Origin of the sequence: Pseudomonas sp. PI1, assembly GCF_000812405.1 — a bacterium.
Taxonomy (GTDB): Bacteria; Pseudomonadota; Gammaproteobacteria; order Pseudomonadales; family Pseudomonadaceae; genus Pseudomonas; species Pseudomonas citronellolis.
Genome location: NZ_JWMC01000039.1, coordinates 45,680 through 69,784 on the forward strand (window position 1 = coordinate 45,680; position 24,105 = coordinate 69,784).

Sequence of the window (24,105 nt, forward strand, 5' to 3'; positions counted from 1 at the left end):
GAGGAGGAATGGTTTCAGCCGGAAACCTTCGGTGCTGCCGGCTAACTCCAGAACAGCCGTTTCTGCCCAACGGTCCCCTCTCCCTTCAGGGCGGGGCGCGCAGCCGAGGGTTAGGGAGAGGGGACGGAGCCAAGCCATGGCGTCGAAGTCGCAGGTGACTCCAGTTTGCGAGCAAGCTCGCTCCTACAAGAGCGTGCTCACCGCTATCAAACAGCCCCATCCCGCCGCAACGCGGCGATCTGTTCTGCGTCGTAGCCCAACTCCGCCAGGATCGCATCGTTGTGCTCGCCCAGCTTCGGGCCTATCCATTCGGCCGAGCCGGGGGTTTCCGAGAGCTTGGGCACTATGCCGGGCATCTTGAAGGGCTTGCCGTCCGGCAGCTTCGCCGAGAGGAACATCTCGCGGGCGAGGAATTGCGGATCGGCGAACATGTCCTCGGCGGAGTAGATGCGGCTGGCCGGCACCTCGGCCTCGTTCAGCACCTTCAGCACCTCTTCCAGCGGCAGCGAGCGGGCCCAGCGGTCGATCACCCCGTACAGTTCATCGCGCCGCGCATCGCGGCCGTCGTTGCCGGCCAATTGCGGGTCGTCGGCCAGGTCCTGGCGGCTGATGGCGAGCATGAAGCGGCGGAAGATGGCGTCGCCGTTGGCGGCGATCTGCACGTGCTTGCCGTCGGCCGTGGTGTGCACCGAGGACGGGGTGATGCCGGGCATGATGTTGCCGCTGCGCTCGCGGATGAAGCCGAACACGTCGAACTCCGGGACCATGGACTCCATCATGGCGAACACCGCCTCGTACAGCGCCACGTCCACCACCTGACCCTGGCCGCCGTTGACCTCGCGGTGGCGCAGCGCCATGAGCGCGCCTATGACGCCCCACAGGGCGGCGATGGAGTCGCCGATGGAGATGCCGGTGCGCACCGGCGGGCGGTCCTCGAAGCCGGTGATGTAGCGCAGCCCGCCCATGGATTCGCCCACCGCGCCGAAGCCCGGCTGGTCCTTGTAGGGGCCGCTCTGGCCGAAGCCGGACAGGCGCACCATCACCAGCCTGGGGTTCAGCGCGTGGAGCACGTCCCAGCCCAGGCCGAGCTTCTCCAGCACGCCGGGGCGGAAGTTCTCGATGAGGATGTCGGCCTCGGCCAGCAGCTTCTTCAGCACTTCGCGGCCGGCTTCCTGCTTGAGGTTGAGGGTCAGCGAGCGCTTGTTGCGCGCCTGCACGAACCACCACAGCGAGGTGCCCTCGTAGAGCTTGCGCCACTTGCGCAGCGGGTCGCCGCCGTCGGGCGACTCGATCTTGGTCACGTCGGCGCCGAACTCCGCGCACAGGCGCGCGGCGAAGGGGCCGGCGATCAGGGTGCCGAGTTCCACGACCTTGAGGCCGGCGAGGGGTTTGGCGGTGGCGTTCATCGAAGGTTTCCGTCAGTCGGGCAGTGGGGCGACTCTAGGGCCGTCGCCGGCCCGCCGCAAGCCATGGCCGGGGCGGCGGCGCGGGCAAAGCTGACCGATCGGTTGTGAAGGCGTTCCGCGATCGACGCTGGACGCGTAGAGTAGGGAGCATTCCCACACCCTTTTCAGGCCGGCCGGGTATCCGCTCATGGGCGCCGTTGATCTTCCTCCTTCCGTCGACCCTACGTCGCCTGCGCACGGGATGCCGAAGGAGGGCGCATGTCGCTGAGCCTGCCCACCCTGCTGCTGGTGGACCTGTACATCCTCGCCCTGGTCGGCGTGCTGATGTTCTTCGCCTGGTACGGCGGGCGCCGCGAGCCGACCCTTGGCTACATGGCCGCCATGCTCCTGCTCGGGGCGCTGTCCACCTTCCTCATCGCCCTGCGCAGCTTCGGCCTGGAGACGCTGGCCATCGTCGCCGGCAACATGGTGGTGGCGCTTTCCTGCGCGCTGCTGTGGACCAGCATGCGGGTGTTCGCCGGGCGCGCGCCCTACTGGCCCGGCGTGGCCGCGGGCGCCGTGCTCTGGCTGCTGCTGTGCCTGTGGCCGGTCTTCCTGCAGTCGATGGTCTTGCGCATCCAGGTCCACTCGGCGCTGACCGTGGTCTACTGCCTGCTCGCCGCCGCCGAGCTGTGGCGCAGCCGCCAGCGCCTGGAAGTGCCGCTGCGGCCGACCCTGGCCCTGTTGCTGTTCCACGCCGGCTTCTACACCCTGCGCATCTTCGTCGACCGCGGCGAGGTGCCGGTGGTGCCCGCCGGCACCTACACCACCCTGTTCACCCTGCTGGTGTTCGAGACCATGATGGTCGCCGTCGGCCTGGCCTTCACCACCCTGACCATGGTCAAGGACCGCGCCGAGCTGAAGTTCCGTTCGGCGGCCCTGAGCGACCCCCTGACCGGCATCGGCAACCGCCGCGCCTTCATGGATTCCGGCGAGCGCCTGCTGCGCCTGTGCGCCGAGCGTGGCGAGCCGGTGGCGCTGCTGGTCTGCGACCTGGACAACTTCAAGCGCCTCAACGACGCCTACGGCCACCCGGTGGGCGACCGCGCCCTGCAGGAATTCAGCCGCATCACCGCCTCGCGCATGCGCCGCCAGGACGTGTTCGGGCGCATCGGCGGCGAGGAGTTCGCCTGCCTGCTGATCGGCGCCGGCACCGAAGCCGCCTGCCAGGTGGCCGAACGCATCCGCCGGGAGTTCGCCGAGGTGCCGTTCGTCGCGGATGGCCTGCTCAGCGTCAGCATCGGCGTGGCCACCAGCGAGGAGGGCGGCTACGAGCTGGCGCGGCTGCTGTCGCTGGCCGACCAGGCGCTGTACCTGGCCAAGGCCAAGGGCCGCAACCGTATCGAGCTGTCGGCCCCCAGGCCGGGGCGCGAGGGCCGCGGCCACCGCTGAGCGCGACGGGGGCGGCAGGGCCGGCGCAATCGGGGTAGACTTGCCGCCTTCGCATCGCTGGGATAGACCATGGCCCTCTCTGCCACCCCCTACAAGGCCGACATCAGCCTCACCGACCTGGACCGCGGCGTCTACGAGACGCTGCGCTTCACCGTCGCCCGCCACCCCTCGGAAACCGAGGAGCGCCTGGCGGTCCGCCTGATCGCCTTCGTGCTCTGGTACAACGAGCAACTGGCCTTCGGCCGCGGCCTGTCGGACGTCGAGGAACCGTCGCTGTGGGAGAAGAGCCTGGACGACCGCATCCTGCACTGGATCGAGGTCGGCCAGCCGGACAGCGAGCGCCTGGTGTGGTGCTCGCGGCGCTGCGAGAAGCTCTCGTTGCTGGCCTACGGCAACCTGCGCGTGTGGACCACCAAGGTTCTCGACGGCGTGCGCCACCTGAAGAACCTGAATGTCGCCGCCGTGCCCCAGGAGCCGCTGGAGGAACTGGCCCGCGACCTGCCGCGCTCGATCAACTGGACCGTGATGATCAGCGAGGGGACGATCTTCGTCACCGATGAGAACGGCCAGCATGAACTGCAACTCGAATGGCTGATGGGCGAACGCTGAGTTGCGCTAGCTGCGCGTCGGCCCGGCTGTGTCGAAACAGGCCCGGGCTTGCTCATTTACACTCGGTAAACTCCGCGCCCGTGCCTGTTTTCGCCTAGCCGTGCTCTAGCTCGCAAGGCGCAAGGTCAGGCTGAAATGGAAGGATTGGAAAGCTCTGATGCGCATCGACCCCCGCCCGTTGCCGGAAACCCTGCCCGACCTCGGCGACCTGCCGCCACTGCTGACCCGCCTCTACGCCGCCCGCGGCGTGAAGTCCGCCGAGGAGCTGGACAAGGGCCTGGCGCGGCTGATCCCGTACCGCCAGCTCAAGGGCATCGACGCCGCCGTCGAACTGCTGGTCGACGCCCTGGAGAAGCGCCAGCGCATCCTCTACGTCGGCGACTTCGACGCCGACGGCGCCACCGCCAGCAGCGTCGGCGTGCTGGCCCTGCGCCTGCTCGGCGCGGCCTGGGTCGACTACCTGGTGCCGAACCGCTTCGAATACGGCTACGGCCTGACCCCGGAGATAGTCGCGGTCGCCCTGGAGAAACGCCCGGAGCTGCTGGTCACCGTGGACAACGGCATCTCCAGCATCGACGGCGTGGCCGCGGCCAAGGCCGCCGGGCTGCGCGTGCTGGTCACCGACCACCACCTGCCGGGCCCTGAGCTGCCGGCGGCGGACGCCATCGTCAACCCCAACCAGCCGGGCTGCGAATTCCCCAGCAAGGCGATGGCCGGGGTTGGCGTGATCTTCTACGTGATGCTCGCCCTGCGCGCGCGCCTGCGCGAGCTGGACTGGTTCGCCCGCAGCGGCACGCCGGAGCCTAACCTGGCCGAGCTGCTCGACCTGGTGGCCCTGGGCAGCGTCGCCGACGTGGTGCCGCTGGACGCCAACAACCGCATCCTGGTGCACCAGGGCCTGGCGCGCATCCGCGCCGGCCGCGCCCGCCCGGGCCTGCGCGCGCTGCTGGAAGTGGCCGGGCGTGACGCCCGGCGCATCACCTCCACCGACCTGGGCTTCATCCTCGGCCCGCGGCTGAACGCCGCCGGGCGCCTGGACGACATGTCCCTGGGCATCGAGTGCCTGCTCTGCGAGGACGAGGCCCTGGCCCGCGACATGGCGGTGCAGCTCGACCAGCTCAACCAGGACCGCAAGGCCATCGAACAGGGCATGCAGCGCGAGGCCCTGGCCCAGCTCAAGGAGCTGCCGGTGGAGGAAATGCCCTTCGGCCTGTGCCTGTTCGACCCGGACTGGCACCAGGGCGTGATCGGCATCCTCGCCTCGCGCCTGAAGGAGCGCTACCACCGCCCGACCATCGCCTTCGCCGACGCCGGCGACGGCAGCCTCAAGGGTTCGGCGCGCTCGGTGCCGGGCCTGCACATCCGCGATGCGCTGGACGCCGTGGCCGCGCGCCACCCGGGGCTGATCAGCAAGTTCGGCGGGCATGCCATGGCCGCCGGCCTGTCGCTGCCGCAAGGGCATTTCGGCGCCTTCGCCGCGGCCTTCGACGCCGAGGTGCGCCGCCAGCTCAGCGAGGACGACCTCACCGGGCGCATCCTCTCCGACGGCCAGCTGAGCCTGACCGAGTTCCACCTGGAACTGGCCCGCGCCCTGCGCCAGGCCGGCCCCTGGGGCCAGCACTTCCCCGAGCCGCTGTTCCACGGGGTGTTCCAGATCGTCCAGCAGCGCATCGTCGGCGAGCGCCACCTGAAGCTGGTGCTCAAGACCGAGTGCGGTTCGCTGCAGCTGGACGGCATCGCCTTCAACGTCGACCGCGAGGTCTGGCCGAACCCGACGGTGCGCTGGGCGGAAGTGGCCTACAAGCTGGACGTCAACGAATACCGCGGCAACGAGAGCGTGCAGTTGATGGTGGTGCACCTGGCGCCGCGCTGACCCGCCCAGCCGATGGGTATTGCAAGCTAGAGCCATCTTGCCGAAAGCCCCTTGGCGCACCTGCAGTCCCTCGTAGGATGGGTTGAGCGAAGCGATACCCATCGCGGGGCTTACCAGCGCCCACCCCAGGCAAAAAGAGACCCGCGCAAGGCGGGTCTGAAATCGCCGCAGGAGAGAACGCGGCGAGCGTGGTCGGTCTTTCTCAGGCGCCGGCCAGCGCCGCGTTGCGCCGGGCCAGGCGGCGGCGCCAGGCGCGGTACAGCGGCAGGCCGAGCATCGCCGCCACCAGGGCCCAGGTGCCGATGGCGATGGGGCTGGACCAGAGGATGCCCAGCTCGCCGTTGGAGATCGACAGCGCGCGGCGCAGGTTCTGCTCCATCAGCCCGCCGAGGATGAAGCCCAGCAGCAGCGGCGAGAGCGGGAAGTCGAGCTTGCGCAGGATGTAGCCGAGGATGCCGATGCCGACCATCAGGAACAGGTCGAAGGTGGTGGCATGCACGGCGTACACGCCGATGGCGGTGATGATCGCGATGCCCGGCACCAGCGCCCAGTTCGGCACCGCGAGGATGCGGGTGAACACCCGCACCATCGGCACGTTGAGGATGATCAGCATCAGGTTGGCGATGAACAGCGAGGCGATCAGGCCCCAGACGATGGTCGGCTGCTCCTGGAACAGCAGCGGGCCGGGGGTGATGTTGTACAGGCTGAGCGCGCCGATCATCACCGCGGTGGTGCCCGAGCCGGGCACGCCGAGGGTCAGCATCGGCACCAGGGCGCCGCAGGCGGAAGCGCCGATGGCGGTTTCCGGGGCGGCCAGGCCGCGCATGTCGCCCTGGCCGAACTTGCCGCTGGCGCCGGCGTAGCGCTTCTCGGTCATGTAGGCCACGGCGCTGGCCAGGGTGGCGCCGGCGCCGGGCAGCACGCCCATGACGAAGCCCAGCAGGCCGCAGCGCAGGTTGACGACGAACACCGAGGCCGCCTCCTTGAGGTTGAACAGCATGCGCCCGCTGGCTTCCACGGCCTTGTGCCCGTGGTGGGTCTTCTCCAGCAGCAGGAGGATCTCGCTGACCGAGAACAGGCCCAGCACCAGCACCACGAACTGGATGCCGTCGGCGACGTGGATGCTCTCGAAGGTGAAGCGGTACACGCCGCTGTTGGCGTCGATGCCCACGCTGGACAGGAACAGCCCGAGCAGCGCCGCCAGCAGCGTCTTCAGCGGCCGGTCGCCGGCCAGGCCGCCGAGCGCGACTATGGCGAAGACCATCAGCACGAAGTATTCCGCCGGGCCGAAGGCGATCGCCCATTTCGCCAGCAGCGGGGCGAACAGCACCATGCCGCAGGTGGCGATGAAGGCGCCGATGAACGAGCTCCAGGCCGACAGCGACAAGGCCACGCCGGCCAGGCCGTTGCGCGCCATGGGGTAGCCGTCCAGGGTGGTCATCACGGTGGAGGCCTCGCCGGGGATGTTCAGCAGGATCGAGGAGATCCGCCCGCCGTATTCGCAGCCCAGGTACACCGCGGCCAGCAGGATCAGCGCCGACTCCGGCGGCAGGCCGAGGGCGAAGGCCACCGGGATCAGCAGGGCCACGCCGTTGATCGGGCCCAGGCCCGGGAGCAGGCCGACCACGGTGCCGATCAGCGTGCCGATCAACGCGGTGACGAGGTTGTAGGGGCTCAGGGCGACGCCGAAGCCCTGCCCGAGATAGCTCAGGGTATCCATGACGGTGTCCTCAGAAGGGCAGGAAGTCGAGCACGCCCCGCGGCAGCGGGACGTCCAGGGTGCGGTCGAAGAGCAGGTACAGGCCGATGCTCAGCAGCGTGCAGGTGAGCACGCTGACGGCTGGCTTGCCGCCGTAGAGCAGGGCGATGAAGCTGCCCACCAGGGCGCTGGCGAGGATGAAGCCCAGCGGCTCGAAGAGCCCGGCGTAGACCAGCAGCAGGCCGATGCACGCCACCACCTTGCGCAGCAGCGCGCCTTCCAGCGGCGCCTCGTCGTCGTGGCGGGCCGGCGTCGGCCGCAGGATCAGCCAGGCCAGGCCGATCGCCATCAGCGCCAGGCACAGCAGCGGGTAGGCGCGCGGGCCCACCGGTTCGTAGGAAAAGGGCGCCTGGTAGTTCCAGGCCACGGCGGCCAGGCCGAGGCAGGCCAGCAGCCAGGCACCGGCGAACAGCCGCTGCGGCAGCGAGTGGGGGGCGTGCATGTCGGGAACCTCGCGGCTTACTGGATCAGGCCGAAGTCATGGGCCATCTGCCGATAGCGGGCGACCTGCTGCTTGACGTAGCTGTCCAGCTCGGGCCCGGTCATGGCGAAGGGGAACAGCTCGCGCTGGTCGCGCAGCTTGGCGAAGTCCTCCGAGGCCAGCAGCTTGTCGAACGAGGCCTTCCAGAACTGGTAGTCCTCGTCGCTGACCTTGGGCCCGACGTAGAAGCCGCGCACCACCGGCCAGACGATGTCGAAGCCCTGCTCCCTGGCGGTGGGGATGTCGGCCATGCCCTCGTCCTGCAGGCGCTCCTCGGCGAACACCGCCAGCAGGCGCATCTTGCCGGCGCGGATGTGCGGCATGGAGTCGGAGATGTCGGTGCTGCCCACCTGGATGTGCCCGCCCAGCAGCGCCGTGGCGATCTCGCCGCCGCCTTCCAGGGCGACGTAGCGCAGCCGCTTCGGATCGATGCCGGCGGCCTTGGCGACCAGCGCGGTCTGCATCCAGTCCTGGCTGCCGACGGTGCCGCCGGAGCCGATCACCACCTTGCTCGGGTCGGCCTTGAGCGCGGCCACCAGGTCGGCGAGGTTCTTGTAGGGCGAATCGCTGCGCACGGCGATGGCGCCGTAGCTGGTGCCGATGGCCGCCAGCCACTTCACCGCGTTCTCGTCGTAGCGGCCGAACTTGCCCTGGGCCAGGTTCAGCAGCGAGCCGCTGGAGAAGGCGGTGATGCTGTTGCCGTCGGCCGGGCGCTGGGCGACCACGGCGTTGTAGGCCACCGCGCCGACGCCGCCGGGCATGTAGGTGACGCGCATCGGGCTGCTCAGCAGCTTCTCGTCCAGCAGGGCGCTCTGCGCCAGCTTGCAGGTCAGGTCGAAACCGCCGCCGGGGGCGGCCGGGGCGATGCATTCCGGGCGCTTGGGCTCGGCGTGGGCGACGGCGGCGGTGAACAGCGCGCCGGCGGTGAGAAGCAGGGGGAGGGTGCGGAGCTTGGTCATCATCGGGGCCTCTTCTTGTTGTTGTTTACCAGATCGCCAGGGAATAGGTGAGGTAGACGCGGGTTTCATCGGCGTTGCGGGCGAAGTTGGAACGGTAGGTGGCGTTGCGCAGGCGCACGCCGAAGTCCTTCAGCGGGCCGCTCTGCACCACGTACTTGAGGTCGGTGTCGCGTTCCCACTCGCGGCCTTCGCCGGCGCGCCCGTTGATCTCGGCGTTGTCGCCCTTGAGGTAGCGGTTCATCAGGGTCAGGCCGGGGATGTCGAACACGGCGAAGTCGAAGTCGTGGCGCAGTTGCCAGGAGCGTTCCTTGGTCTCGGCGAAGTCGCCGACCTGGACGAAGTTCACCAGGTAGGGGTTGCTGCCGTCGATGTAGGGGAAGGCGCTGTCGCCGTCCATCTGCTGCCAGCCGATGCTGAACTTGTTGGCGCCGAGGGCGTAGCCGAGCATGGCGTTGAAGGCGCGGTTGTCGATCCTGCCGCCGCGGGCGGCGCCGTCGTCGTCGCTGATCGCCAGGCGCCAGTCGGTGGTCAGCTTGCCGTCGCCCAGCTTGTGGCTGCTGAGCAGGCCGACGAAGTGCTGGCGGTACACCTCGTCCAGCTCGGCGTAGTGGTAGCGGCCGGTGAAGTGCTCGTCGAACTTGTAGTCGCCGCCGGCCAGGTCGTAGTGCTCGCCGGCGACGCTGCCTGTGAAGCGCTTGTTCTTGTTGTTCAGCGCCAGGTCCTGGGCATCGGTGGAGTCGCGGTCGATGGCCTTTTCCAGGCGCCCGCCGGTGAAGGTCAGGCCGGGCAGGTCGCGGGACTCCAGCAGGCCGCCCTCGAATATCTGCGGGAACAGGCGGCTGTCGTTGGGCTGCAGGGTGGGCAGGTCGGGGATCAGGCTGCCGAGCTTGAGTTCGGTCTGCGAGACCTTGAACTTGGCGGTCAGCCCGAGCTTGCTGTACTCGTCCGCGGCGCGGCCGTCGTCGTGGGTGGGCAGCAGGCCGCTGCCGGTGCGGTCGGGGCTGGAGTCGAGCTTGAGGCCGAGCATGCCCAGGGCGTCGAGGCCGACGCCGACGGTGCCGTCGGTGTAGCCGGACTGGAAGTCGAGGATGAAACCTTGCGCCCACTCCTCGCGCTTGGACTGGCCGGCGCCGTCGCGGAAGTCGCGGTTGAAGTAGATGTTCTGCGTCTGCAGCTTCAGGCTGCTGTCTTCGATGAAGCCGGAGGCGTCGGCTTCCCCGGCCAGGCCGCCGAGGGCCAGGGCCGCGCCGAAACCGGCGGGAAAAACACGGAACAGGACGGGATTGGCCCCACGGGCCGGGTGCTGGACAGTCAGCATCGGTGGACTCCATTTCTTGTTCTTGTGTGGATGGCGCCACGCCGCCAGCCGATTTTGGGACGATCTGCGTCGTCTGACGGGCGATCCTAGCGCCGCTGCCTTTCACCAGGCTTTCAGCCGTTCACAGGCGCCCGTGGGCGGGTAAACTGCGTGCACCTGTCCACATCCGAGCGAGGAATACCGCCGTGCGCATCCTTCTGGTCGAAGACCATCCGCAACTGGGCGACAGCGTGCAGCAGGCGCTCAAGGGCGCGGGCTGGACGGTCGACCTGCTGCGCGACGGGGTGGCCGCCGACCTGGCCCTGGCCAGCGAGGAATACGCCCTGGCCATTCTCGATGTCGGCCTGCCGCGCCTGGACGGCTTCGAGGTGCTGGCGCGCCTGCGCGGCCGCGGCAAGACCCTGCCGGTGCTGATGCTGACCGCCCGCGGCGAGGTCAAGGACCGCGTCCATGGCCTCAACCTCGGCGCCGACGATTACCTGGCCAAGCCCTTCGAGCTGAGCGAACTGGAAGCGCGGGTGAAGGCCTTGCTGCGGCGCAGCGTGCTCGGCGGCGAACAGCAGCAGCGTTGCGGCGAGCTGGTCTACGACCTGGGCGCGCGGCGCTTCAGCCTGGCCGGCGAGGCGCTGACCCTGACCTCCCGCGAGCAGGCCGTGCTGGAAGCGCTGATCGCCCGCCCCGGGCGGGTGCTGAGCAAGGAGCAGCTGGCCGCCCAGGTGTTCGGCCTGGACCAGGACGCCAGCGCCGACGCCATCGAAATCTACGTGCACCGCCTGCGCAAGAAGCTGGAAGGCGACGCGGTGCGCATCGTCACCTTCCGCGGCCTGGGCTACCTGCTCGAGGCCGTGGATGCCTGAGGTGCTCCGGCGCCTGGCCCTGCCCGGTTCCGGCAGCCTGCGCTGGCGCCTGCTGTGGCGCCTGGGCGGGTTGCTGCTGGTGCTGCTCCTGCTGGGCAGCCTGGCCACCTACCAGCGTGCCCGCCACGCCTCGGACATCGCCTACGACCGCACCCTGCTGGCCTCGGCGCGGGACATCGCCGACGGCCTCTACGACAGCGACGGCAGCCTGCGCGCCAACGTGCCCTACGTGGCCCTGGACAGCTTCGCCTACGACAGCGCCGGGCGCATCTTCTACCAGGTGATCGACACCCGCGGGCAGTCCATCTCCGGCTACGAGAACCTGCCGGCGCCGCCGCCGGGAACTCTGCGCACCGACGACTATCCGGCGCTGGCGCGCTTCTACGACAGCGAATACCAGGGCCAGGGCGTGCGCGTGGTCAGCCTGCTGCAGCCGGTCAGCCAGCCGACGGTCAACGGCATGGCGGAAATCCGCGTGGCCGAGACCCTCGGCGCGCGCGAGCGCCTGGCCCGCGAGCTGCTCACCGACACCCTGCTCAACCTGGCGCTGTCGGCGCTGGCCGCGCTGGTCATGGTCTGGTACGCGGTGAGCGCCGGCCTGCGCCCGCTCGACCGCCTGCGCGCGGCGGTGGAGGAGCGCCAGGCGGACGACCTGCGGCCCCTGCCGCCGGTGGCGGTGCAGCGCGAACTGCGCCCGCTGGTGGCGGCGCTGAACCACTTCACCGTGCGCCTGCGCAGCCTGTTCGAGCGCCAGTCGCAGTTCATCGCCGAAGCCTCCCACGAACTGCGCACGCCGCTGGCGGCGCTCAAGGCACGGCTGGAGCTGGGCCTGCGCGAGCAGGAGCCGCAGCGCTGGCGCGAGACGCTGGAAGAAGCGGTGCAGTACACCGACCGCGTCACCGGGCTGGCCAACCAGCTGCTGTCCCTGGCGCGGGTGGAAAGCGGCGCCCGGGCCATCGCCGAGGGCGGCGGCGAGGCCATCGAGCTGGGCGCCCTGGCCCGCGAGCAGGGCATGGTGCTGGCGCCGCTGGCCCACGCGCGCGGCGTGGCCCTGGCCCTGGAGGCCGAGCGGCCGGTGTGGATCAAGGGCGATCCGACGCTGCTCCACGAACTGCTCGACAACCTGGTGGCCAATGCCCTGGCCCATGCCGCCGGCAACGTGGTGATCCGCGTCGAGTCGCCGGCCGTGCTGGAGATCGAGGACGACGGCCCGGGCATCCCGGCGGAGGAGCGCGACAAGGTCTTCGGCCGCTTCTACCGCAAGCGCCAGGAGGGCACCGGGCTGGGGTTGGCGATCGTTGGGGAGATCTGCGCGGCGCACCGGGCTCGCATCGAGCTGGCCCATGGCGAGCTGGGTGGGTTGCTGGTGCGGGTGAGTTTTCCGCTGGAGGACGCGAGGGGCGGCTAGGCGCTTTTCGTAGGAGCGAGGGGGACGCCTGGTTCTTGCTCGCGACGAACAGCGCTTGCCGGCGGGCTTCGGTGTTTGGATTGACTCCGCTCCCTCTCCCCAGCCCTCTCCCTGAAGGGAGAGGGGGCTTGTCCGTGCCGGCTGAGAACGTGGTGTTAGCCGGAAATTTCAATGCTTACCGGCTAACACTGGAATATCCAAACGCTCCGAACAGTCCCCTCTCCCTTCAGGGAGAGGGTTAGGGAGAGGGCGCTCTTCGGAGCGACACCAAACCTTTCCGGTAGAACGCTATTCGCGAGCAAGCTCGCTCCTCCGAAGAGCCCGCGCCAATGCCGGACCGGCAGCCTACTGCAACATCCCCATCGCCGCCTCCATGGCGGCCGACAGGTCCTCGTCCTCGTTGAGGTTGGCCTGCGGGTCGATGCCCAGCTTGGCGAAGGACGGGATGTCGCTCCAGTCCATTTCGGTGAAGGGATGCTGGCTGCCCAGGTAGCTCTGCAGGGTGGCGACCTGGACGATGTCCACGTAGTCGGCCTTGGCGGAGTCGCGGGTGAAGTCCAGGTAGTGGCCGGGCACTTCGGCGATGGGCGCGGGGAATTCCCAGGCCTTGAGGATGCGGTCGCCGATGACCGGGTGGATGCGCTCGATCACGTGGTTGAGGCTGATGGAGTCGGCCAGCAGTTCGCTGTTCTCCTCGGCGTAGGTGAGGATCGGCAGCACGCCGATCTGGTGCACCAGGCCGGCGAGGGTCGCCTGGTCGGGCATCAGCCGGGTGTAGTGGCGGCACAGCGCGTGGCAGATGCCTGCGACCTCGACGCTCTTGTTCCACACCTCGCGCATCTTGCGGTCGACCACGTCGGAGGTGGCCTGGAACATCTGCTCCATGGCCAGGCCCGTGGCCAGGTTGCTGGTGTAGTTGATGCCCAGGCGGCCGATGGCCATCTGCAGGTCGGTGATCTCCTTGTTGGTGCGCAGCAGCGGGCTGTTCACCACCTTGATGATGCGCGCGGTGAGCGCGGCGTCGTTGCCGATCACCCGGGCCAGGTCATGGATGCTGACGTCCGGGTCCTCCGCCGCCTCGCGGACCCGCAGCGCCACCTCGGGCAGGGTGGGCAGCACCAGTTCGTCGTTGTCGATGGCCCGCAGCAGTTCCTGTTGTACTTTTTCGGCAAGCTTGCTCATGGCAGTTCCTTGAGGGACGCCGGGCTCCCCACCCGGCAGGCGATTCGGTCAGCGCTGGATTTCGCGGTCGCTGTCGAGAACGTAGGGCAGCGTCAGCAGGCGCAGGGCCGGGCCGTCCTCGGCCTGGCCGAGGCGCACGCGGCCGTCGGCCACGGCGTCGTCCTGCAGCACCGCCAGCAGCTCGATGCCTTCGGCGGCGCGGGCGGCCAGCACCACTTCGCCGACGCTGCTGCCGTGCACCGGCGAGAACAGCGCGGCGCCCGGCTCGGGCAGCTCGGCGGCGTCCAGCGCCAGGCGGTGCAGGCGGCGCTTGAGGCGGCCGAGGTACTGCATGCGCGCGACGATTTCCTGGCCGGTGTAGCAGCCCTTCTTGAAGCTCACGCCGCCGACCGCCTGCAGGTTGATCATCTGCGGGATGAACAGCTCGCGGGTGGCGCCGAAGACCTGGCCTACGCCGGCGCGCACCTGGCCCAGCAGCCAGTCGTTGAGGGTGCCTTCGTCCAGCGCGGCGTCGAGCGCCTCGCGCACTTCGCCGGCGCGGGCCGCCGGCACCCAGAGTTCGGCGCGGCCATGGCCCAGGCCGATGGCCAGCAAATCACCGTTGCGCGCCACGCGGTCGGCTTCGGCGGGCAGTTCCAGGCCGAGGCCGGCGAGCACGGCCTCGCCGCCGCTCAGGCCGAAGCGGAGCCAGGCGGCGCTGTCGTCGCTCAGGCTGGCCTTGGAGAACACGGCGTACTTCTTCAGGTCGGCCAGTTGCCCTTCCAGCAGCTCGGCGGCCAGCGCCAGCAGGTAGCCGTCGCCCTCGGCGACGATGCGGAAGCTGGAGGTCATGCGCCCCTTGGGCGTGCAGCGGCCGCCCAGGCTGGAAGTCGTGGCGTCGAGGTAGTTGAGGTTGCAGGTCAACTGCCCCTGCAGGAACTTGGCGGCGTCCGCGCCACGGACGGCGAGGACTCCTTCGTGGGTCAGGGCGGTGTAGAACGCGGAATCGGCCATTGCGGGTCGCTGGAAGAAAGTTAGGCTTTCCATGATAGAGCCGGGGCCTGCGCTTGTCAGCGGGTGCCGCCAGGCGAGGGCATGCGTATAATGCCGCTCGCTTCACGGAATCCGGCAGGCGCCGCACCGTGGGGTTTCCGATGTAGCGCCGAGGACCCGCAGATGACCGACGAAACCGAACTGAAACGACTCTTCTGGCACAGCCGCCGCGGCATGCTGGAGCTGGACGTGCTGCTGGTGCCCTTCGTGCAGGAGGTCTACCCGGGCCTGGACGCCGAGAACCAGGCGCGCTTCCGTATGCTGCTGGAATGCGAGGACCAGGACATGTTCGGCTGGTTCATGCAGCGCGGCGAGCCGGAAGATGCCGACCTGCGCCACATCGTGCGCATGATCCTGGACCGTGTCCAACCGAAGTGAGCCCTTCGAGTGCCACTGGCGGCCGTCCGAGCGGCTGCTGGCGGCCTACCTGGCGAGCCTGGCGCTCGCCGTGGCGGCGCTGTATCTGGCCGCCATTCCCGCCTTCTGGCAGGCCGCCGGCCTGCTGCTCTGCCTGATCCATGCCCTGTGGGTGCTGCCGCGCCAGGTTTTGCTGCGCAGCCGCCACGCCTACCGCGCTCTGCGCCACGACGCCGACGGCTGGCAGCTATGGAGCCCGGCCGACGGTTGGCAGGCGGTGCAACTGCGCGCGGACAGCCTCGCGCTGCCGGCGCTGATCGTGCTGCGCTTCCGCTTGCCGGGCCAGCGCCTGAGCCGCGGCCTGTGCCTGCCGGCCGACAGCCTGGCGGCGCAGGCCCACCGCCGTCTGCGCGTGCGGCTGCGCTTCAGTCGGGGAAGATGGGTGGCGCCGCAGTAGCTTCAGCGCGGCCTGTTCGCCAGCTCCGCGCCCTGGCGTAGCGCCTCCAGCAGGCTGCGTTCGTCGGCGATGCCCTTGCCGGCGATGTCGAAGGCGGTCCCGTGGTCCACCGAGGTGCGCACCACGTCCAGGCCGACCGTGACGTTCACCCCGGCTTCCAGCCCGAGGACCTTCACCGGGCCGTGCCCCTGGTCGTGGTACATGGCCACCACCAGGTCGAAGTCGCCGCGGCCGGCGCGGTAGAACAGGGTGTCGGCCGGCAGCGGGCCGGTGACGTCCAGGCCCCGCGCCTGCAGCAGGCTGACGGCGGGGATGATCTTCTCTTCCTCTTCGCCGTAGCCGAACAGGCCGTTTTCCCCGGCGTGCGGGTTGATGCCGCAGACGCCGATGCGCGGCTGCGGGATGCCGGAGCGCACCAGGGTCTCGTGGCCGCGCTCGATGGTGCGCTGCACCAGGCCGGGCTCGATGCGGCGTATGGCGTCGATGATGCCGATGTGGGTGGTGACGTGGATGACGCGCAGCTTGGGGGCCACCAGCATCATGGACACTTCGTCGACGTTGGTCAGGTGGGCGAGCAGCTCGGTGTGGCCGGGAAACTTGTGGCCGCCGGCGTGCAGGGCTTCCTTGTTCAGCGGGGCGGTGCAGATGGCGTCGATCTTCCCGGCCTTGGCCAGGTCCACCGCGCGGGCGATGAACCGGTAGGCCGCATCCCCGGCCACGGGGGACAGCACGCCGAAGGGCAGGTCGTCGGGGATGAGCCCGAGGTCGATGCAGTCGATCACGCCCGGCTCGAAGCGAGCGTCGTCGGCATCCTCGATGCGCCGTACCCGGGCCAGCCCGCCGAGCAGCCGGTCGGCCTTCTCCAGGCGCTGCGCATCGCCGATCACCAGTGGGCGGCAGAATCGGTGGAGCCCGGCGCTGGCCAGGCTCTTGACGATGATCTCCGGTCCGACGCCGGCGGCGTCGCCCATGGTGATGCCGATTACGGGAAGATAGTCGTTCATGGGTGGGGCACTCTGAATTCAGGAGGGGACTGTTGCGCGTCGCGCAGGTGGCGCCACGCGCGATAGAGGGCTTCGGGGCTGCCGAAGGCGCCGGCCTTGGTGACGATGCCGGGCCGGTGGCCGCCCGCCGGGGCCAGGGGATGGCTGAGGACGCTGCCGGCCTCGATCTCGCCGACCAGTTGCAGGCCGTCGATGCCGACCGCGCCGAGCATCGCCCGCGCGGTTTCGCCGCCGGTGGCGACCAGGCCGCCGACCCGATGGAAATGCGGCTTGAGCAGGGCGGCGAGATTGGCCGAAAGCAGGGCGCCTTCGGCGGGATCGGGGCGTTCGTCGCGGCCGATGCGCAGCAGCAGGTCGCGGCCTTGGTCGAGCAGCGCGCCCACCTGCGCCTGCCAGTCCGGCCAGTCGGCATGCTCGCTGCCCTGGCGCAGCACGGCCGGCGGCAAGCTGAGCTGGCGGATGTCGCTGCGCCGCTGCAGTTCCTCGCATTGCCGGTCGGCGATGGCGGAAAGGCTGCCGGCCAGCACTACGGTCGACAGCTGCGATGGGAGATGGCCGGTCTCGACGGCTGCTGTTTGCGAAGGGGAGGGCGCAGGCGCTTCGGTTATCTGCCTTGCCAGGCCCCCGGAGCCGACCCAGAACGCCCGGAGTTCCGCCTGCGCCGTTTCCCGTGCCAGCAGGCGCAGGTCCTCGGCCGTCTCGGCGTCGAAGATCAGGGCCTGGACGCCGCGCTCCATGGCCGACTGGATGACTCGCCCCGCCGACCGGCGCAGTTGTTCCAGAGCGCAGTGTTCGACGCGCAGCCCGGCGGCGCCGAGCATCCTGGCCATGTCGGCCGGCGCATCGGCATGTTCCAGGCGCCAGGTGTCGGTGCTTTCCAGCGGCGCGCCGTGCACCAGCACCTGGCCGTCGCGCACCGTGCGGCCCATTTCCGGAAAGGCGGGGGCGACCAGCGCCAGGCCCGCCAGGGGATGCAGCGCGGCGACTTCCGCGGCCCAGTTGCCGCGCAGGGTCGAGTCGATCTTCTTGTACAGCCGCTGGCCCGGCCTGGCCAGGGCATGGAAGGCCGCGACGCTGCGCTGCGCGGCCTGTGTGGCGTCCAGGCGGCGGCTGTCGGTATCCACGGCGATGACCTCGACCTGCGCCTGCGTTGGCCGGGCGTCGAGCATCACCAGGCTTCGCCAGCCGCGGCTGGCGAAGCCCACGGCGCAGTCCGCCGCGCCGGACAGATCGTCGGCGATGATCAGCATGTTCATCGGGGCGACTCCGGCGCCATCGAGTCGCGCTGCCCGGCGCTTTCGGCCCGCTGCCGGACGCGCTTGGCCAGGGTGGAGACCAGCACGGGCGTGAGGATGGCGGTGACCACCACGCAGGAGGCGACCAGCATGGTGGCGCTGGCGGCGGCCGGGGCGTAGACCGGGTTGGCGGCGGCGACCAGGGCCGGCACGGCCGCGGCATTGCCCGCCGTGGTAGCCGCCGCGGCGCCGGCGACGCCAGTGCCGCCGGTCAGGCGGTCGGCGAAGTACAGCGGGATGCCGGTCAGCACCACCACCGCCACGCCCATCAGAAGGCCGAGCACGCCGGCCTGCCAGACCTTGTGCAGGTCCAGGCTGGCGCCCAGGGCGAGGGCGAAGAAGGGGATCAGCACCGGCACCGCCTTGCCGAGGAATTCGCGCATTTCACGGTCCAGGTTGCCGATGAGGATGCCCAGCAGCAGCGGCAGTATCGCCCCCAGCAAGGTCGGCCAGGGGAACGCCGAGAGCCCGGCGACGCCCAGGGTGAGCATGGTCAGGAAGGGGCCGGACTCCAGAGACATCACCGAATAGGCGCCGACGTCCTCGGGGCGGCCGTATTGGCCCATCAGCGCCATGTACAGGCCGCCGTTGGTGTCGTTCATCGCCGCCACCACGGCCAGCGTGGACAGGCCGGCGAAGAACCCGGCCGAGATGGGTTGTTCCCCCAGGAACTGGCCGAGCAGGATGCCGAGGAGCATCGCCGTGCCGACCTTGGTCGCGAACAGCGCGCCGCCTTTCTTCAGCAGGTAGGGCGTGGTGCGGACGTTGATGCTCGCGCCCATGCAGACGTAGAACACCGCGAGTATGGGCAGCGCGCCGGTGAACAGGGCATTGGTGAAGGAGCCGAAGAATTTCGGCGTGTCCGGCGCGAAGGTGGCCACCAGCGAACCGAGCAGCAGCGGGACGATCATCATGCCGCCGGGAATACGCTCGATCGTGCGCTTGATCGGGATCTGGATCATGGGCAGGTACCTGTTCGTTCTTGTTCGACTTGTTGTAGGGGGATTTGATCGAATCGCTCATGTACTTGATTGAATCGATCATCAGGATGCGATTTAAAGGACAAGTCCTGCGCAAGTCAATCATGAGCTTGCGCATTTCGATCAGTAGAGGATGGCGTGCAGGTCGCGGAGGGCAGCGGCTGGAGGCTGGGCGGGCGAGGGAAGGGGCCCGCTTCAGCGGGCGGAGGGGCTGGCCGGCGCCAGTTCGACGGTGGCCATGGGCAACTGGCGGAAGGGTTCGAGCGTTCTTTCGTCCGGCGTCGAGGTGATCAGGCGCCATTCCCGCTCCAGCGGCGTCCAGTGCTGCTGGCGCGCGCGGCCCAGCTTCTCGGCGTCGGCCAGTATGTACACCTCGGCCGCCCGCCTGATCACGCATTCCTTGAGGTAGGCCTGCTGGGCGCTGGCTTCGCAGAGGCCGAACCCGGCGACGACGCCGTCGGCGCCGAGGAAGGCGCGGTCGAAGCTCAGCCGGCTCAGCGACAGTTCCGCCAGCGGGCCGAAGGTGCTCATGCCGGTGCTGCGCAGATCGCCGCCGATCAGGGTGATGCGCACGCCCGGGGCATTGGCCAGCGCGGTGAGCGCCAGCAGGTTGTTGGTGATGACGTGCAGGTTCTGCAACGTGCGCAGATGCGCCGCCAGCGCCGCGCAAGTGGTGCCGCTGTCGAGGAAGATGCTGTCGCCCTCGCGGATGTGCGCGGCCGCGGCCCGGGCGATGGCCATCTTTTCCTCACGATGGCTGGCGTTGCGCTCCTCCAGGCTCGCTTCCGGCTCGTGGGTGCCGATCAGCGCGGTGGCGCCGCCGTGGGTCCGCACCAGCCGCCGCTGTTGGGCCAGCAGGCTGAGGTCGCGGCGCACGGTGGCCTCCGAAACGCCCAGGGCGGCGCCCAGTTCTTCCACGCTGGTGTCGCGGTGGCGAACCAGGTCGAGGATGGCGCGCTGGCGGTCGGTCGGTTTCATGGCGGTCTCGCTTTGCTGTCGGGGCTGCCGGTTGGCCGTTGCGCAGGCCGCCCGCGGTGGCGGGCGGGGCGGGCTAGCGGGGGCTGAGGATGGTGTCGCGCGCCTCGGGCAGCAGCCCCGGGTAGTCCAGGGTGTAGTGCAGGCCGCGGCTTTCGTGGCGCTGCATGGCCGAGCGGATGATCAGGTCGGCGACCACGGCGAGGTTGCGCAGCTCGATCAGGTCGCGGCTGACCTTGTAGTTGCTGTAGAACTCGTCGATCTCGCTGAGCAGCATCTGCACGCGGTGCTGGGCGCGCTGCAGGCGCTTGGTGGTGCGCACGATGCCGACGTAGTCCCACATGAAGCGCCGCAGTTCGTCCCAGTTGTGCGCGATGATCACGTCCTCGTCCGAGTCGGTGACCTGGCTTGCGTCCCAGCTCGGCAGGGCCGGGGTGGCCGGGGTGCTTTCCAGGCGCGCCTGGATGTCGGCGGCGGCGGAGCGGGCGTAGACGAAGCACTCCAGCAGCGAGTTGCTGGCCATGCGGTTGGCGCCGTGCAGGCCGGTGAAGCTGGTTTCGCCGATGGCGTAGAGGTGCGGCACGTCGGTGTGGCCGTGCTCGTCCACCAGCACGCCGCCGCAGGTGTAGTGGGCGGCCGGCACCACCGGGATGGGCTCGCGGGTGATGTCGATGCCGAAGGTCAGGCAGCGCTCGTACACCGTGGGGAAGTGTTCCTTGATGAACTCGGCCGGCTTGTGGCTGATGTCCAGGTACACGCAGTCCACGCCCAGGCGCTTCATCTCGTGGTCGATGGCGCGCGCGACTATGTCCCGCGGGGCCAGTTCGGCGCGCGGGTCGAAGCGCTTCATGAAACGCTCGCCGTTGGGCAGGCGCAGGTAGGCGCCTTCGCCGCGCAGCGCCTCGGTGATGAGGAAGCTCTTGGCCTGCGGGTGGTACAGGCAGGTGGGGTGGAACTGGTTGAATTCCAGGTTGCCGACGCGGCAGCCGGCGCGCCAGGCCATGGCGATGCCGTCGCCGGAGTTGCCGTCCGGGTTGCTGGTATAGAGGTAGACCTTGCTGGCGCCGCCGCAGGCGAGCACGGTGAAGCGCGCCGAGAAGGTGTCCACCTCGCCGCTGTCGCGGTTCAGCACGTAGGCGCCGAGGCAGCGCTGGCCGGGCAGGCCGAGCTTGCGTTCGGTGATCAGGTCGACCGCCACGCGCTGCGCCAGCAACTCGATGTTCGGGCGCTGCCGGGCCTGTTCCAGCAGGGTGTTGAAGATGGCCGCGCCGGTGGCGTCGGCGGCATGGATGATGCGCCGGTGGCTGTGGCCGCCCTCGCGGGTGAGGTGGAATTCGAAGCCGTTGTCCTCGCGGCCCGCCTCGCTGTCGCGGGTGAAGGGCACACCCTGGTCGATCAGCCACTGGATGGCCTCGCGGCTGTGCTCGACGGTGAAGCGCACGGCGTCTTCCCGGCACAGGCCGGCGCCGGCGTCCAGGGTGTCCTGCACGTGGGACTCGACGGTGTCGGTGTCGTCCAGCACCGCGGCGACCCCGCCCTGGGCCCAGAAGGTCGAGCCCTGGGACAGTTCCCCCTTGCTCAGCACGGCGATGCGCAGGTGCTGCGGCAATGTCAGGGCAAGGCTGAGGCCCGCGGCCCCGCTGCCGATCACAAGGACGTCGTGATGAAAGTGCTCGCTCATGCCCGGATTCCGATTGGTGGCGGCCTAGTATATAGAAGGGGGGATCGGCACAATAGCGGCCTTGTGCCTGCCGCCGTATTTCTGGCGCAAGCCCCGGCGTTCATGCGCCAGGGGCGGCAGGTGGAACTATTTCAGTCTTTCTGGTTCTAACGGTGAATGTCCGAAACCTTCTTGCAACGGGGTTCCCGACGCGCGAGAAGGCTGTGGTTGTTCGCCGATTGCAGTGGATTTTCAAAGGTTTGGACAATGGGTCCGGCCGGGTCGCGGTGAAGCGACAAAAAAACTGTGCGGCGTACGCTTGGAGGGGAGAACTTTTGCAAGACATCCGAGTCTATCTTGGCAGAGCGATTCTGCAGGGTGCTCGCAGCTCCTCCGGGCTTGTTGAGGAGCATGCATGCTAACCCAGGAACAGGATCAGCAACTGGTTGAACGGGTACAGCGCGGAGACAAACGGGCTTTCGATCTGCTGGTGCTGAAATACCAGCACAAGATCCTCGGGTTGATCGTGCGGTTCGTGCACGACGCCCAGGAAGCCCAGGACGTTGCGCAGGAGGCTTTCATCAAGGCGTATCGCGCTTTGGGCAACTTCCGCGGTGACAGTGCCTTTTATACCTGGTTGTACCGGATCGCCATCAATACCGCGAAGAACCACCTGGTGGCGCGCGGTCGGCGACCACCGGACAGCGATGTGACAGCCGAGGATGCGGAGTTCTTCGATGGCGACCACGCCCTGAAGGACATCGAATCGCCGGAACGGGCAATGTTGCGGGACGAGATCGAGGAAACGGTCCATCGCACCATCCAGCAACTGCCAGAGGACCTGCGCACGGCATTGACCCTGCGCGAATTCGAGGGATTGAGCTACGAGGATATCGCCACCGTGATGCAATGCCCGGTGGGTACGGTCCGCTCACGGATCTTCCGTGCGCGGGAAGCGATAGACAAAGCCTTGCAGCCGTTGCTGCATGATGAACAGCCCTGAATACGGCGGAACAGCCAAGAGAGGTACGCCATGAGTCGTGAAGCCCTGCAGGAGTCGCTGTCCGCGCTGATGGATAACGAAGCGGACGAACTCGAACTGCGCCGGGTACTCGCAGCCTGCGGTGAAGACGCGGAAATGCGTGCCGCCTGGTCGCGCTATCAACTGGCCCGGTCGGTGATGCACCGCGAGCCGGTGCTGCCCAAGCTGGACATCGCCGCCGCGGTGTCGGCTGCGCTGGCCGAGGAGGCCGCCCCGGCACAGCCGCGGCGCAATCCGTGGCGCAACGTCGGACGCGTGGCGGTCGCCGCATCGGTGACACTGGCCGTGCTGGCGGGTGTTCGTCTATACCATCAGAATGATAGCGTTGCTCCGAGCCTGGCCCAGCAAGGCGCCACGCCGCAGATCACCCTGCCGCAGGTGCAGGGCCCGGCGGTACTGGCCGGCTACAGCCAGGACGAGGACGCACCGCAGGTCATCACTGGTGGCGCGGGCAGCCCCACCACCTGGCATGAACAGCGTCTTCCGGGTTATCTCCGCCAGCATGCCCAGCAGTCGGCGGTGAACGGTGCCGACAGCGCCCTGCCTTACGCGCGAGCCGCCAGCCTGGAAAGTCGCTGAAACCCCTTTAAGGAGCGTCATGCGCGCCACCTTCCTGTTGTTCTTCCTGGGCGGTCTGCTGGCAATGCCGGTACAGGCCGCCGACGTTCAGGCGTGGGTCAAGCGGCTGACCGAGGGCCAGCAGCGACAAAGCTTCCAGGGCACCTTCGTCTACGAGCGCAACGGCATCTTCTCCACCCATGAGGTCTGGCGTCTGGTCGAGCCCGACGGCTCGGTGCGCGAGCACTGGCTGCAACTGGACGGCCCGCGCCAGGAAGTGGTCAAGCGCGATGGCGTGACCCAGTGCATCGCCGGCGGCATGGCCGGGCAGCTGGGCGCTGGGCAGCTATGGCCGGTGCGCAAGCTGGTCTCGGACGACCTGGCTTCCTGGTACGACATCCGCATGGTCGGCCAGTCCCGCATCGCCGGGCGCGCGGCCACGGTGATCGGGCTGATCCCCCGCGACCAGTACCGCTACGGCTTCGAGCTGCACCTGGACCAGGAAACCGGCTTGCCGCTGAAGTCGCTACTGCTCAACGACAAGGGCCAGCCGCTGGAACGCCTGCAGTTCACCCAGTTCAGCACCGCGGCGCCGGACGACAGCGGCCTGCAGCCCTCCGAGGCCTGCCAGGCGGTTCCCGCGGGCAAGCCGGACGCCCCGGTCGCCAGCAGCTGGCGCTCGGAATGGGTGCCGCCGGGTTTCACCCTGAACAACACCTATGAGCGCCGCAGCCCGGTGTCGGACGATCGCGTCGTCAGCATGGACTATGGCGATGGCCTGGCGCGTTTCTCGATCTTCATCGAGCCGCTGCACGGCGCCAGGATCGACGACGCGCGCACCCAGCTGGGCCCGACCTCGGTGGTGTCCAAACGCCTCAATACCGAAGATGGCGGCATGATGGTCACCGTTGTCGGCGAGATTCCCACCGGGACCGCCGAACGCATCGCCATGTCGGTGCGGCCGCAGGCGCCCGCCCAGGGAGCTGCCGCGCAGTGATCGAAGAGCGGGGTCGGGTGATCGGCGTCGAATCCGCAGCGGTGCGGGTCCAGACGCTGCGCCAGGGCACCTGCTCAGCCTGCAGCGCCAAGGCCGGATGCGGCCAGGGATTGTTGCAGCAATTGGGCTCCTCTGCGGGGCGCGGCGAAGTCCGCGCCCTTTCTGCTTTCCCGCTCGGGGTGGGTGACGAGGTGGTGCTCGGCATACGCGAGGACCTCTTGTTGAAATGCGCCCTGATGTTCTATCTATTCCCCCTGCTCGGCCTGTTCGCCGCTACGCTGCTCGCGTGGTGCGCCGGCCTCGCCGAGCCCTGGTTGATCCTGGCCGGCCTCGCGGGTTTCTTCGTGACCTGGCTGTGGGTACGGCGCCATGCCCGGCGCCATTCGGATGACCCGGCGTTGCAGCCGGTTGTGCTGCGCACGCTGGTCACAGGGGCCGAGGGCCCCGCCTAAGTCCACTTCCCTT

Annotated in this window: 23 protein-coding genes; 11 read left to right on the top strand and 12 right to left on the bottom strand. The window is 69.0% G+C overall.

What is annotated here, in order from left to right; genetic code table 11:
* Window positions 1-206: 206 nt before the first annotated feature.
* On the bottom strand, window positions 207-1,406 hold the full coding sequence (locus RN02_RS13360) for a CaiB/BaiF CoA transferase family protein (protein ID WP_043314929.1): 1,200 nt from the start codon (window positions 1,404-1,406) through the stop codon (window positions 207-209).
* A 258-nt stretch (window positions 1,407-1,664) separates the two neighbouring features.
* On the opposite strand from RN02_RS13360, the gene RN02_RS13365 reads away from it, so the two are divergent.
* From RN02_RS13365 to recJ, 3 genes are all read left to right on the top strand, one after another.
* Window positions 1,665-2,837, top strand: a complete 1,173-nt coding sequence (locus tag RN02_RS13365; protein ID WP_043271405.1) for a GGDEF domain-containing protein — start codon at window positions 1,665-1,667, stop codon at window positions 2,835-2,837.
* A 69-nt stretch (window positions 2,838-2,906) separates the two neighbouring features.
* Window positions 2,907-3,446 (top strand): YaeQ family protein, encoded by a 540-nt coding sequence (locus RN02_RS13370; protein ID WP_009616386.1) that lies wholly within the window; start codon window positions 2,907-2,909, stop codon window positions 3,444-3,446.
* Between the two features lie 157 nt (window positions 3,447-3,603).
* Complete coding sequence (gene recJ / locus RN02_RS13375) at window positions 3,604-5,319, top strand: single-stranded-DNA-specific exonuclease RecJ (RefSeq protein ID WP_043314930.1); 1,716 nt, start codon at window positions 3,604-3,606, stop codon at window positions 5,317-5,319.
* A 202-nt stretch (window positions 5,320-5,521) separates the two neighbouring features.
* Here recJ and RN02_RS13380 read toward each other — a convergent pair whose 3' ends face one another.
* The 4 genes from RN02_RS13380 to RN02_RS13395 are packed head-to-tail and all read right to left on the bottom strand — an operon-like array spanning window position 5,522 to window position 9,836.
* Window positions 5,522-7,039: a tripartite tricarboxylate transporter permease gene (locus RN02_RS13380; protein ID WP_043314931.1), complete on the bottom strand. Its 1,518-nt coding sequence runs from the start codon at window positions 7,037-7,039 to the stop codon at window positions 5,522-5,524.
* Between the two features lie 10 nt (window positions 7,040-7,049).
* The gene (locus RN02_RS13385; protein WP_043314932.1) at window positions 7,050-7,520 is read right to left on the bottom strand and encodes a tripartite tricarboxylate transporter TctB family protein; all 471 of its coding nucleotides are present in this window, start codon (window positions 7,518-7,520) and stop codon (window positions 7,050-7,052) included.
* 17 nt (window positions 7,521-7,537) lie between these two features.
* On the bottom strand, window positions 7,538-8,521 hold the full coding sequence (locus tag RN02_RS13390) for a Bug family tripartite tricarboxylate transporter substrate binding protein (protein WP_043314933.1): 984 nt from the start codon (window positions 8,519-8,521) through the stop codon (window positions 7,538-7,540).
* Window positions 8,522-8,543: 22 nt separating this feature from the next.
* Window positions 8,544-9,836, bottom strand: a complete 1,293-nt coding sequence (locus RN02_RS13395) for an OprD family porin (protein WP_043314934.1) — start codon at window positions 9,834-9,836, stop codon at window positions 8,544-8,546.
* A gap of 185 nt (window positions 9,837-10,021) precedes the next feature.
* Between RN02_RS13395 and RN02_RS13400 the strand changes: the two genes are divergently transcribed.
* Both RN02_RS13400 and RN02_RS13405 read left to right on the top strand, forming a co-directional pair.
* On the top strand, window positions 10,022-10,693 hold the full coding sequence (locus RN02_RS13400; RefSeq protein ID WP_009616396.1) for a response regulator: 672 nt from the start codon (window positions 10,022-10,024) through the stop codon (window positions 10,691-10,693).
* Complete coding sequence (locus RN02_RS13405; protein WP_052267731.1) at window positions 10,686-12,101, top strand: sensor histidine kinase; 1,416 nt, start codon at window positions 10,686-10,688, stop codon at window positions 12,099-12,101. The genes RN02_RS13400 and RN02_RS13405 overlap by 8 nt, the downstream gene beginning before the upstream one ends.
* Before the next feature lie 345 nt (window positions 12,102-12,446).
* Here RN02_RS13405 and RN02_RS13410 read toward each other — a convergent pair whose 3' ends face one another.
* Together RN02_RS13410 and ygfZ are read right to left on the bottom strand one after the other, a co-directional pair.
* On the bottom strand, window positions 12,447-13,283 hold the full coding sequence (locus tag RN02_RS13410; RefSeq protein WP_009616407.1) for an HDOD domain-containing protein: 837 nt from the start codon (window positions 13,281-13,283) through the stop codon (window positions 12,447-12,449).
* A 48-nt stretch (window positions 13,284-13,331) separates the two neighbouring features.
* Window positions 13,332-14,276 (bottom strand): CAF17-like 4Fe-4S cluster assembly/insertion protein YgfZ, encoded by a 945-nt coding sequence (gene ygfZ, locus RN02_RS13415; protein ID WP_043314935.1) that lies wholly within the window; start codon window positions 14,274-14,276, stop codon window positions 13,332-13,334.
* 162 nt (window positions 14,277-14,438) lie between these two features.
* Here ygfZ and RN02_RS13420 point away from each other — a divergent pair, with 162 nt between their 5' ends.
* Together RN02_RS13420 and RN02_RS13425 are read left to right on the top strand one after the other, a co-directional pair.
* Window positions 14,439-14,693 carry an FAD assembly factor SdhE gene (locus RN02_RS13420; RefSeq protein WP_009616418.1) on the top strand — a complete coding sequence of 85 codons (255 nt, stop codon included), beginning with the start codon at window positions 14,439-14,441 and terminating at the stop codon, window positions 14,691-14,693.
* The gene (locus RN02_RS13425; RefSeq protein ID WP_043314936.1) at window positions 14,677-15,129 is read left to right on the top strand and encodes a protein YgfX; all 453 of its coding nucleotides are present in this window, start codon (window positions 14,677-14,679) and stop codon (window positions 15,127-15,129) included. The genes RN02_RS13420 and RN02_RS13425 overlap by 17 nt, the downstream gene beginning before the upstream one ends.
* 2 nt (window positions 15,130-15,131) lie before the next feature.
* On the opposite strand, the gene pdxA is transcribed toward RN02_RS13425, so the two are convergent.
* The 5 genes from pdxA to nadB form a co-directional block, all read right to left on the bottom strand.
* Window positions 15,132-16,133 (bottom strand): 4-hydroxythreonine-4-phosphate dehydrogenase PdxA, encoded by a 1,002-nt coding sequence (gene pdxA, locus RN02_RS13430; RefSeq protein ID WP_043271390.1) that lies wholly within the window; start codon window positions 16,131-16,133, stop codon window positions 15,132-15,134.
* The gene (locus RN02_RS13435; RefSeq protein WP_043314937.1) at window positions 16,130-17,389 is read right to left on the bottom strand and encodes a four-carbon acid sugar kinase family protein; all 1,260 of its coding nucleotides are present in this window, start codon (window positions 17,387-17,389) and stop codon (window positions 16,130-16,132) included. The genes pdxA and RN02_RS13435 overlap by 4 nt, the downstream gene beginning before the upstream one ends.
* Entirely contained in the window at window positions 17,386-18,390 is a 1,005-nt protein-coding gene (locus RN02_RS13440; protein ID WP_043314938.1) for a 2-keto-3-deoxygluconate permease, read from the bottom strand. The genes RN02_RS13435 and RN02_RS13440 overlap by 4 nt, the downstream gene beginning before the upstream one ends.
* Before the next feature lie 213 nt (window positions 18,391-18,603).
* Window positions 18,604-19,386, bottom strand: a complete 783-nt coding sequence (locus tag RN02_RS13445; protein WP_043314939.1) for a DeoR/GlpR family DNA-binding transcription regulator — start codon at window positions 19,384-19,386, stop codon at window positions 18,604-18,606.
* 73 nt (window positions 19,387-19,459) lie between these two features.
* Window positions 19,460-21,064 carry an L-aspartate oxidase gene (gene nadB, locus RN02_RS13450; protein WP_009616433.1) on the bottom strand — a complete coding sequence of 535 codons (1,605 nt, stop codon included), beginning with the start codon at window positions 21,062-21,064 and terminating at the stop codon, window positions 19,460-19,462.
* A gap of 394 nt (window positions 21,065-21,458) precedes the next feature.
* Between nadB and rpoE the strand changes: the two genes are divergently transcribed.
* From rpoE to RN02_RS13470, 4 genes are read left to right on the top strand one after another with little or no spacing between them, the layout of a single operon-like run.
* Window positions 21,459-22,046: an RNA polymerase sigma factor RpoE gene (rpoE, locus tag RN02_RS13455; protein WP_009616435.1), complete on the top strand. Its 588-nt coding sequence runs from the start codon at window positions 21,459-21,461 to the stop codon at window positions 22,044-22,046.
* A 30-nt stretch (window positions 22,047-22,076) separates the two neighbouring features.
* Window positions 22,077-22,664 (top strand): sigma-E factor negative regulatory protein, encoded by a 588-nt coding sequence (locus RN02_RS13460; protein WP_043271382.1) that lies wholly within the window; start codon window positions 22,077-22,079, stop codon window positions 22,662-22,664.
* A 19-nt stretch (window positions 22,665-22,683) separates the two neighbouring features.
* Window positions 22,684-23,640: a MucB/RseB C-terminal domain-containing protein gene (locus RN02_RS13465; protein ID WP_009616439.1), complete on the top strand. Its 957-nt coding sequence runs from the start codon at window positions 22,684-22,686 to the stop codon at window positions 23,638-23,640.
* Entirely contained in the window at window positions 23,637-24,092 is a 456-nt protein-coding gene (locus tag RN02_RS13470; protein ID WP_043314941.1) for a SoxR reducing system RseC family protein, read from the top strand. The genes RN02_RS13465 and RN02_RS13470 overlap by 4 nt, the downstream gene beginning before the upstream one ends.
* Window positions 24,093-24,105: the final 13 nt, after the last annotated feature.

Coding starts and splice junctions, on each gene's coding strand:
- RN02_RS13390 (WP_043314933.1), bottom strand. CDS start 8,521: ATGATGACCAAGCTCCGCACCCTCCCCCTGCTTCTCACCGCCGGCGCG.
- pdxA (WP_043271390.1), bottom strand. CDS start 16,133: ATGAACGACTATCTTCCCGTAATCGGCATCACCATGGGCGACGCCGCC.
- RN02_RS13445 (WP_043314939.1), bottom strand. CDS start 19,386: ATGAAACCGACCGACCGCCAGCGCGCCATCCTCGACCTGGTTCGCCAC.
- nadB (WP_009616433.1), bottom strand. CDS start 21,064: ATGAGCGAGCACTTTCATCACGACGTCCTTGTGATCGGCAGCGGGGCC.
- RN02_RS13405 (WP_052267731.1), top strand. CDS start 10,686: ATGCCTGAGGTGCTCCGGCGCCTGGCCCTGCCCGGTTCCGGCAGCCTG.
- RN02_RS13435 (WP_043314937.1), bottom strand. CDS start 17,389: ATGAACATGCTGATCATCGCCGACGATCTGTCCGGCGCGGCGGACTGC.
- RN02_RS13370 (WP_009616386.1), top strand. CDS start 2,907: ATGGCCCTCTCTGCCACCCCCTACAAGGCCGACATCAGCCTCACCGAC.
- RN02_RS13380 (WP_043314931.1), bottom strand. CDS start 7,039: ATGGATACCCTGAGCTATCTCGGGCAGGGCTTCGGCGTCGCCCTGAGC.
- RN02_RS13440 (WP_043314938.1), bottom strand. CDS start 18,390: ATGATCCAGATCCCGATCAAGCGCACGATCGAGCGTATTCCCGGCGGC.
- ygfZ (WP_043314935.1), bottom strand. CDS start 14,276: ATGGCCGATTCCGCGTTCTACACCGCCCTGACCCACGAAGGAGTCCTC.
- RN02_RS13420 (WP_009616418.1), top strand. CDS start 14,439: ATGACCGACGAAACCGAACTGAAACGACTCTTCTGGCACAGCCGCCGC.
- RN02_RS13460 (WP_043271382.1), top strand. CDS start 22,077: ATGAGTCGTGAAGCCCTGCAGGAGTCGCTGTCCGCGCTGATGGATAAC.
- RN02_RS13360 (WP_043314929.1), bottom strand. CDS start 1,406: ATGAACGCCACCGCCAAACCCCTCGCCGGCCTCAAGGTCGTGGAACTC.
- RN02_RS13385 (WP_043314932.1), bottom strand. CDS start 7,520: ATGCACGCCCCCCACTCGCTGCCGCAGCGGCTGTTCGCCGGTGCCTGG.
- RN02_RS13365 (WP_043271405.1), top strand. CDS start 1,665: ATGTCGCTGAGCCTGCCCACCCTGCTGCTGGTGGACCTGTACATCCTC.
- RN02_RS13395 (WP_043314934.1), bottom strand. CDS start 9,836: ATGCTGACTGTCCAGCACCCGGCCCGTGGGGCCAATCCCGTCCTGTTC.
- recJ (WP_043314930.1), top strand. CDS start 3,604: ATGCGCATCGACCCCCGCCCGTTGCCGGAAACCCTGCCCGACCTCGGC.
- rpoE (WP_009616435.1), top strand. CDS start 21,459: ATGCTAACCCAGGAACAGGATCAGCAACTGGTTGAACGGGTACAGCGC.
- RN02_RS13410 (WP_009616407.1), bottom strand. CDS start 13,283: ATGAGCAAGCTTGCCGAAAAAGTACAACAGGAACTGCTGCGGGCCATC.
- RN02_RS13465 (WP_009616439.1), top strand. CDS start 22,684: ATGCGCGCCACCTTCCTGTTGTTCTTCCTGGGCGGTCTGCTGGCAATG.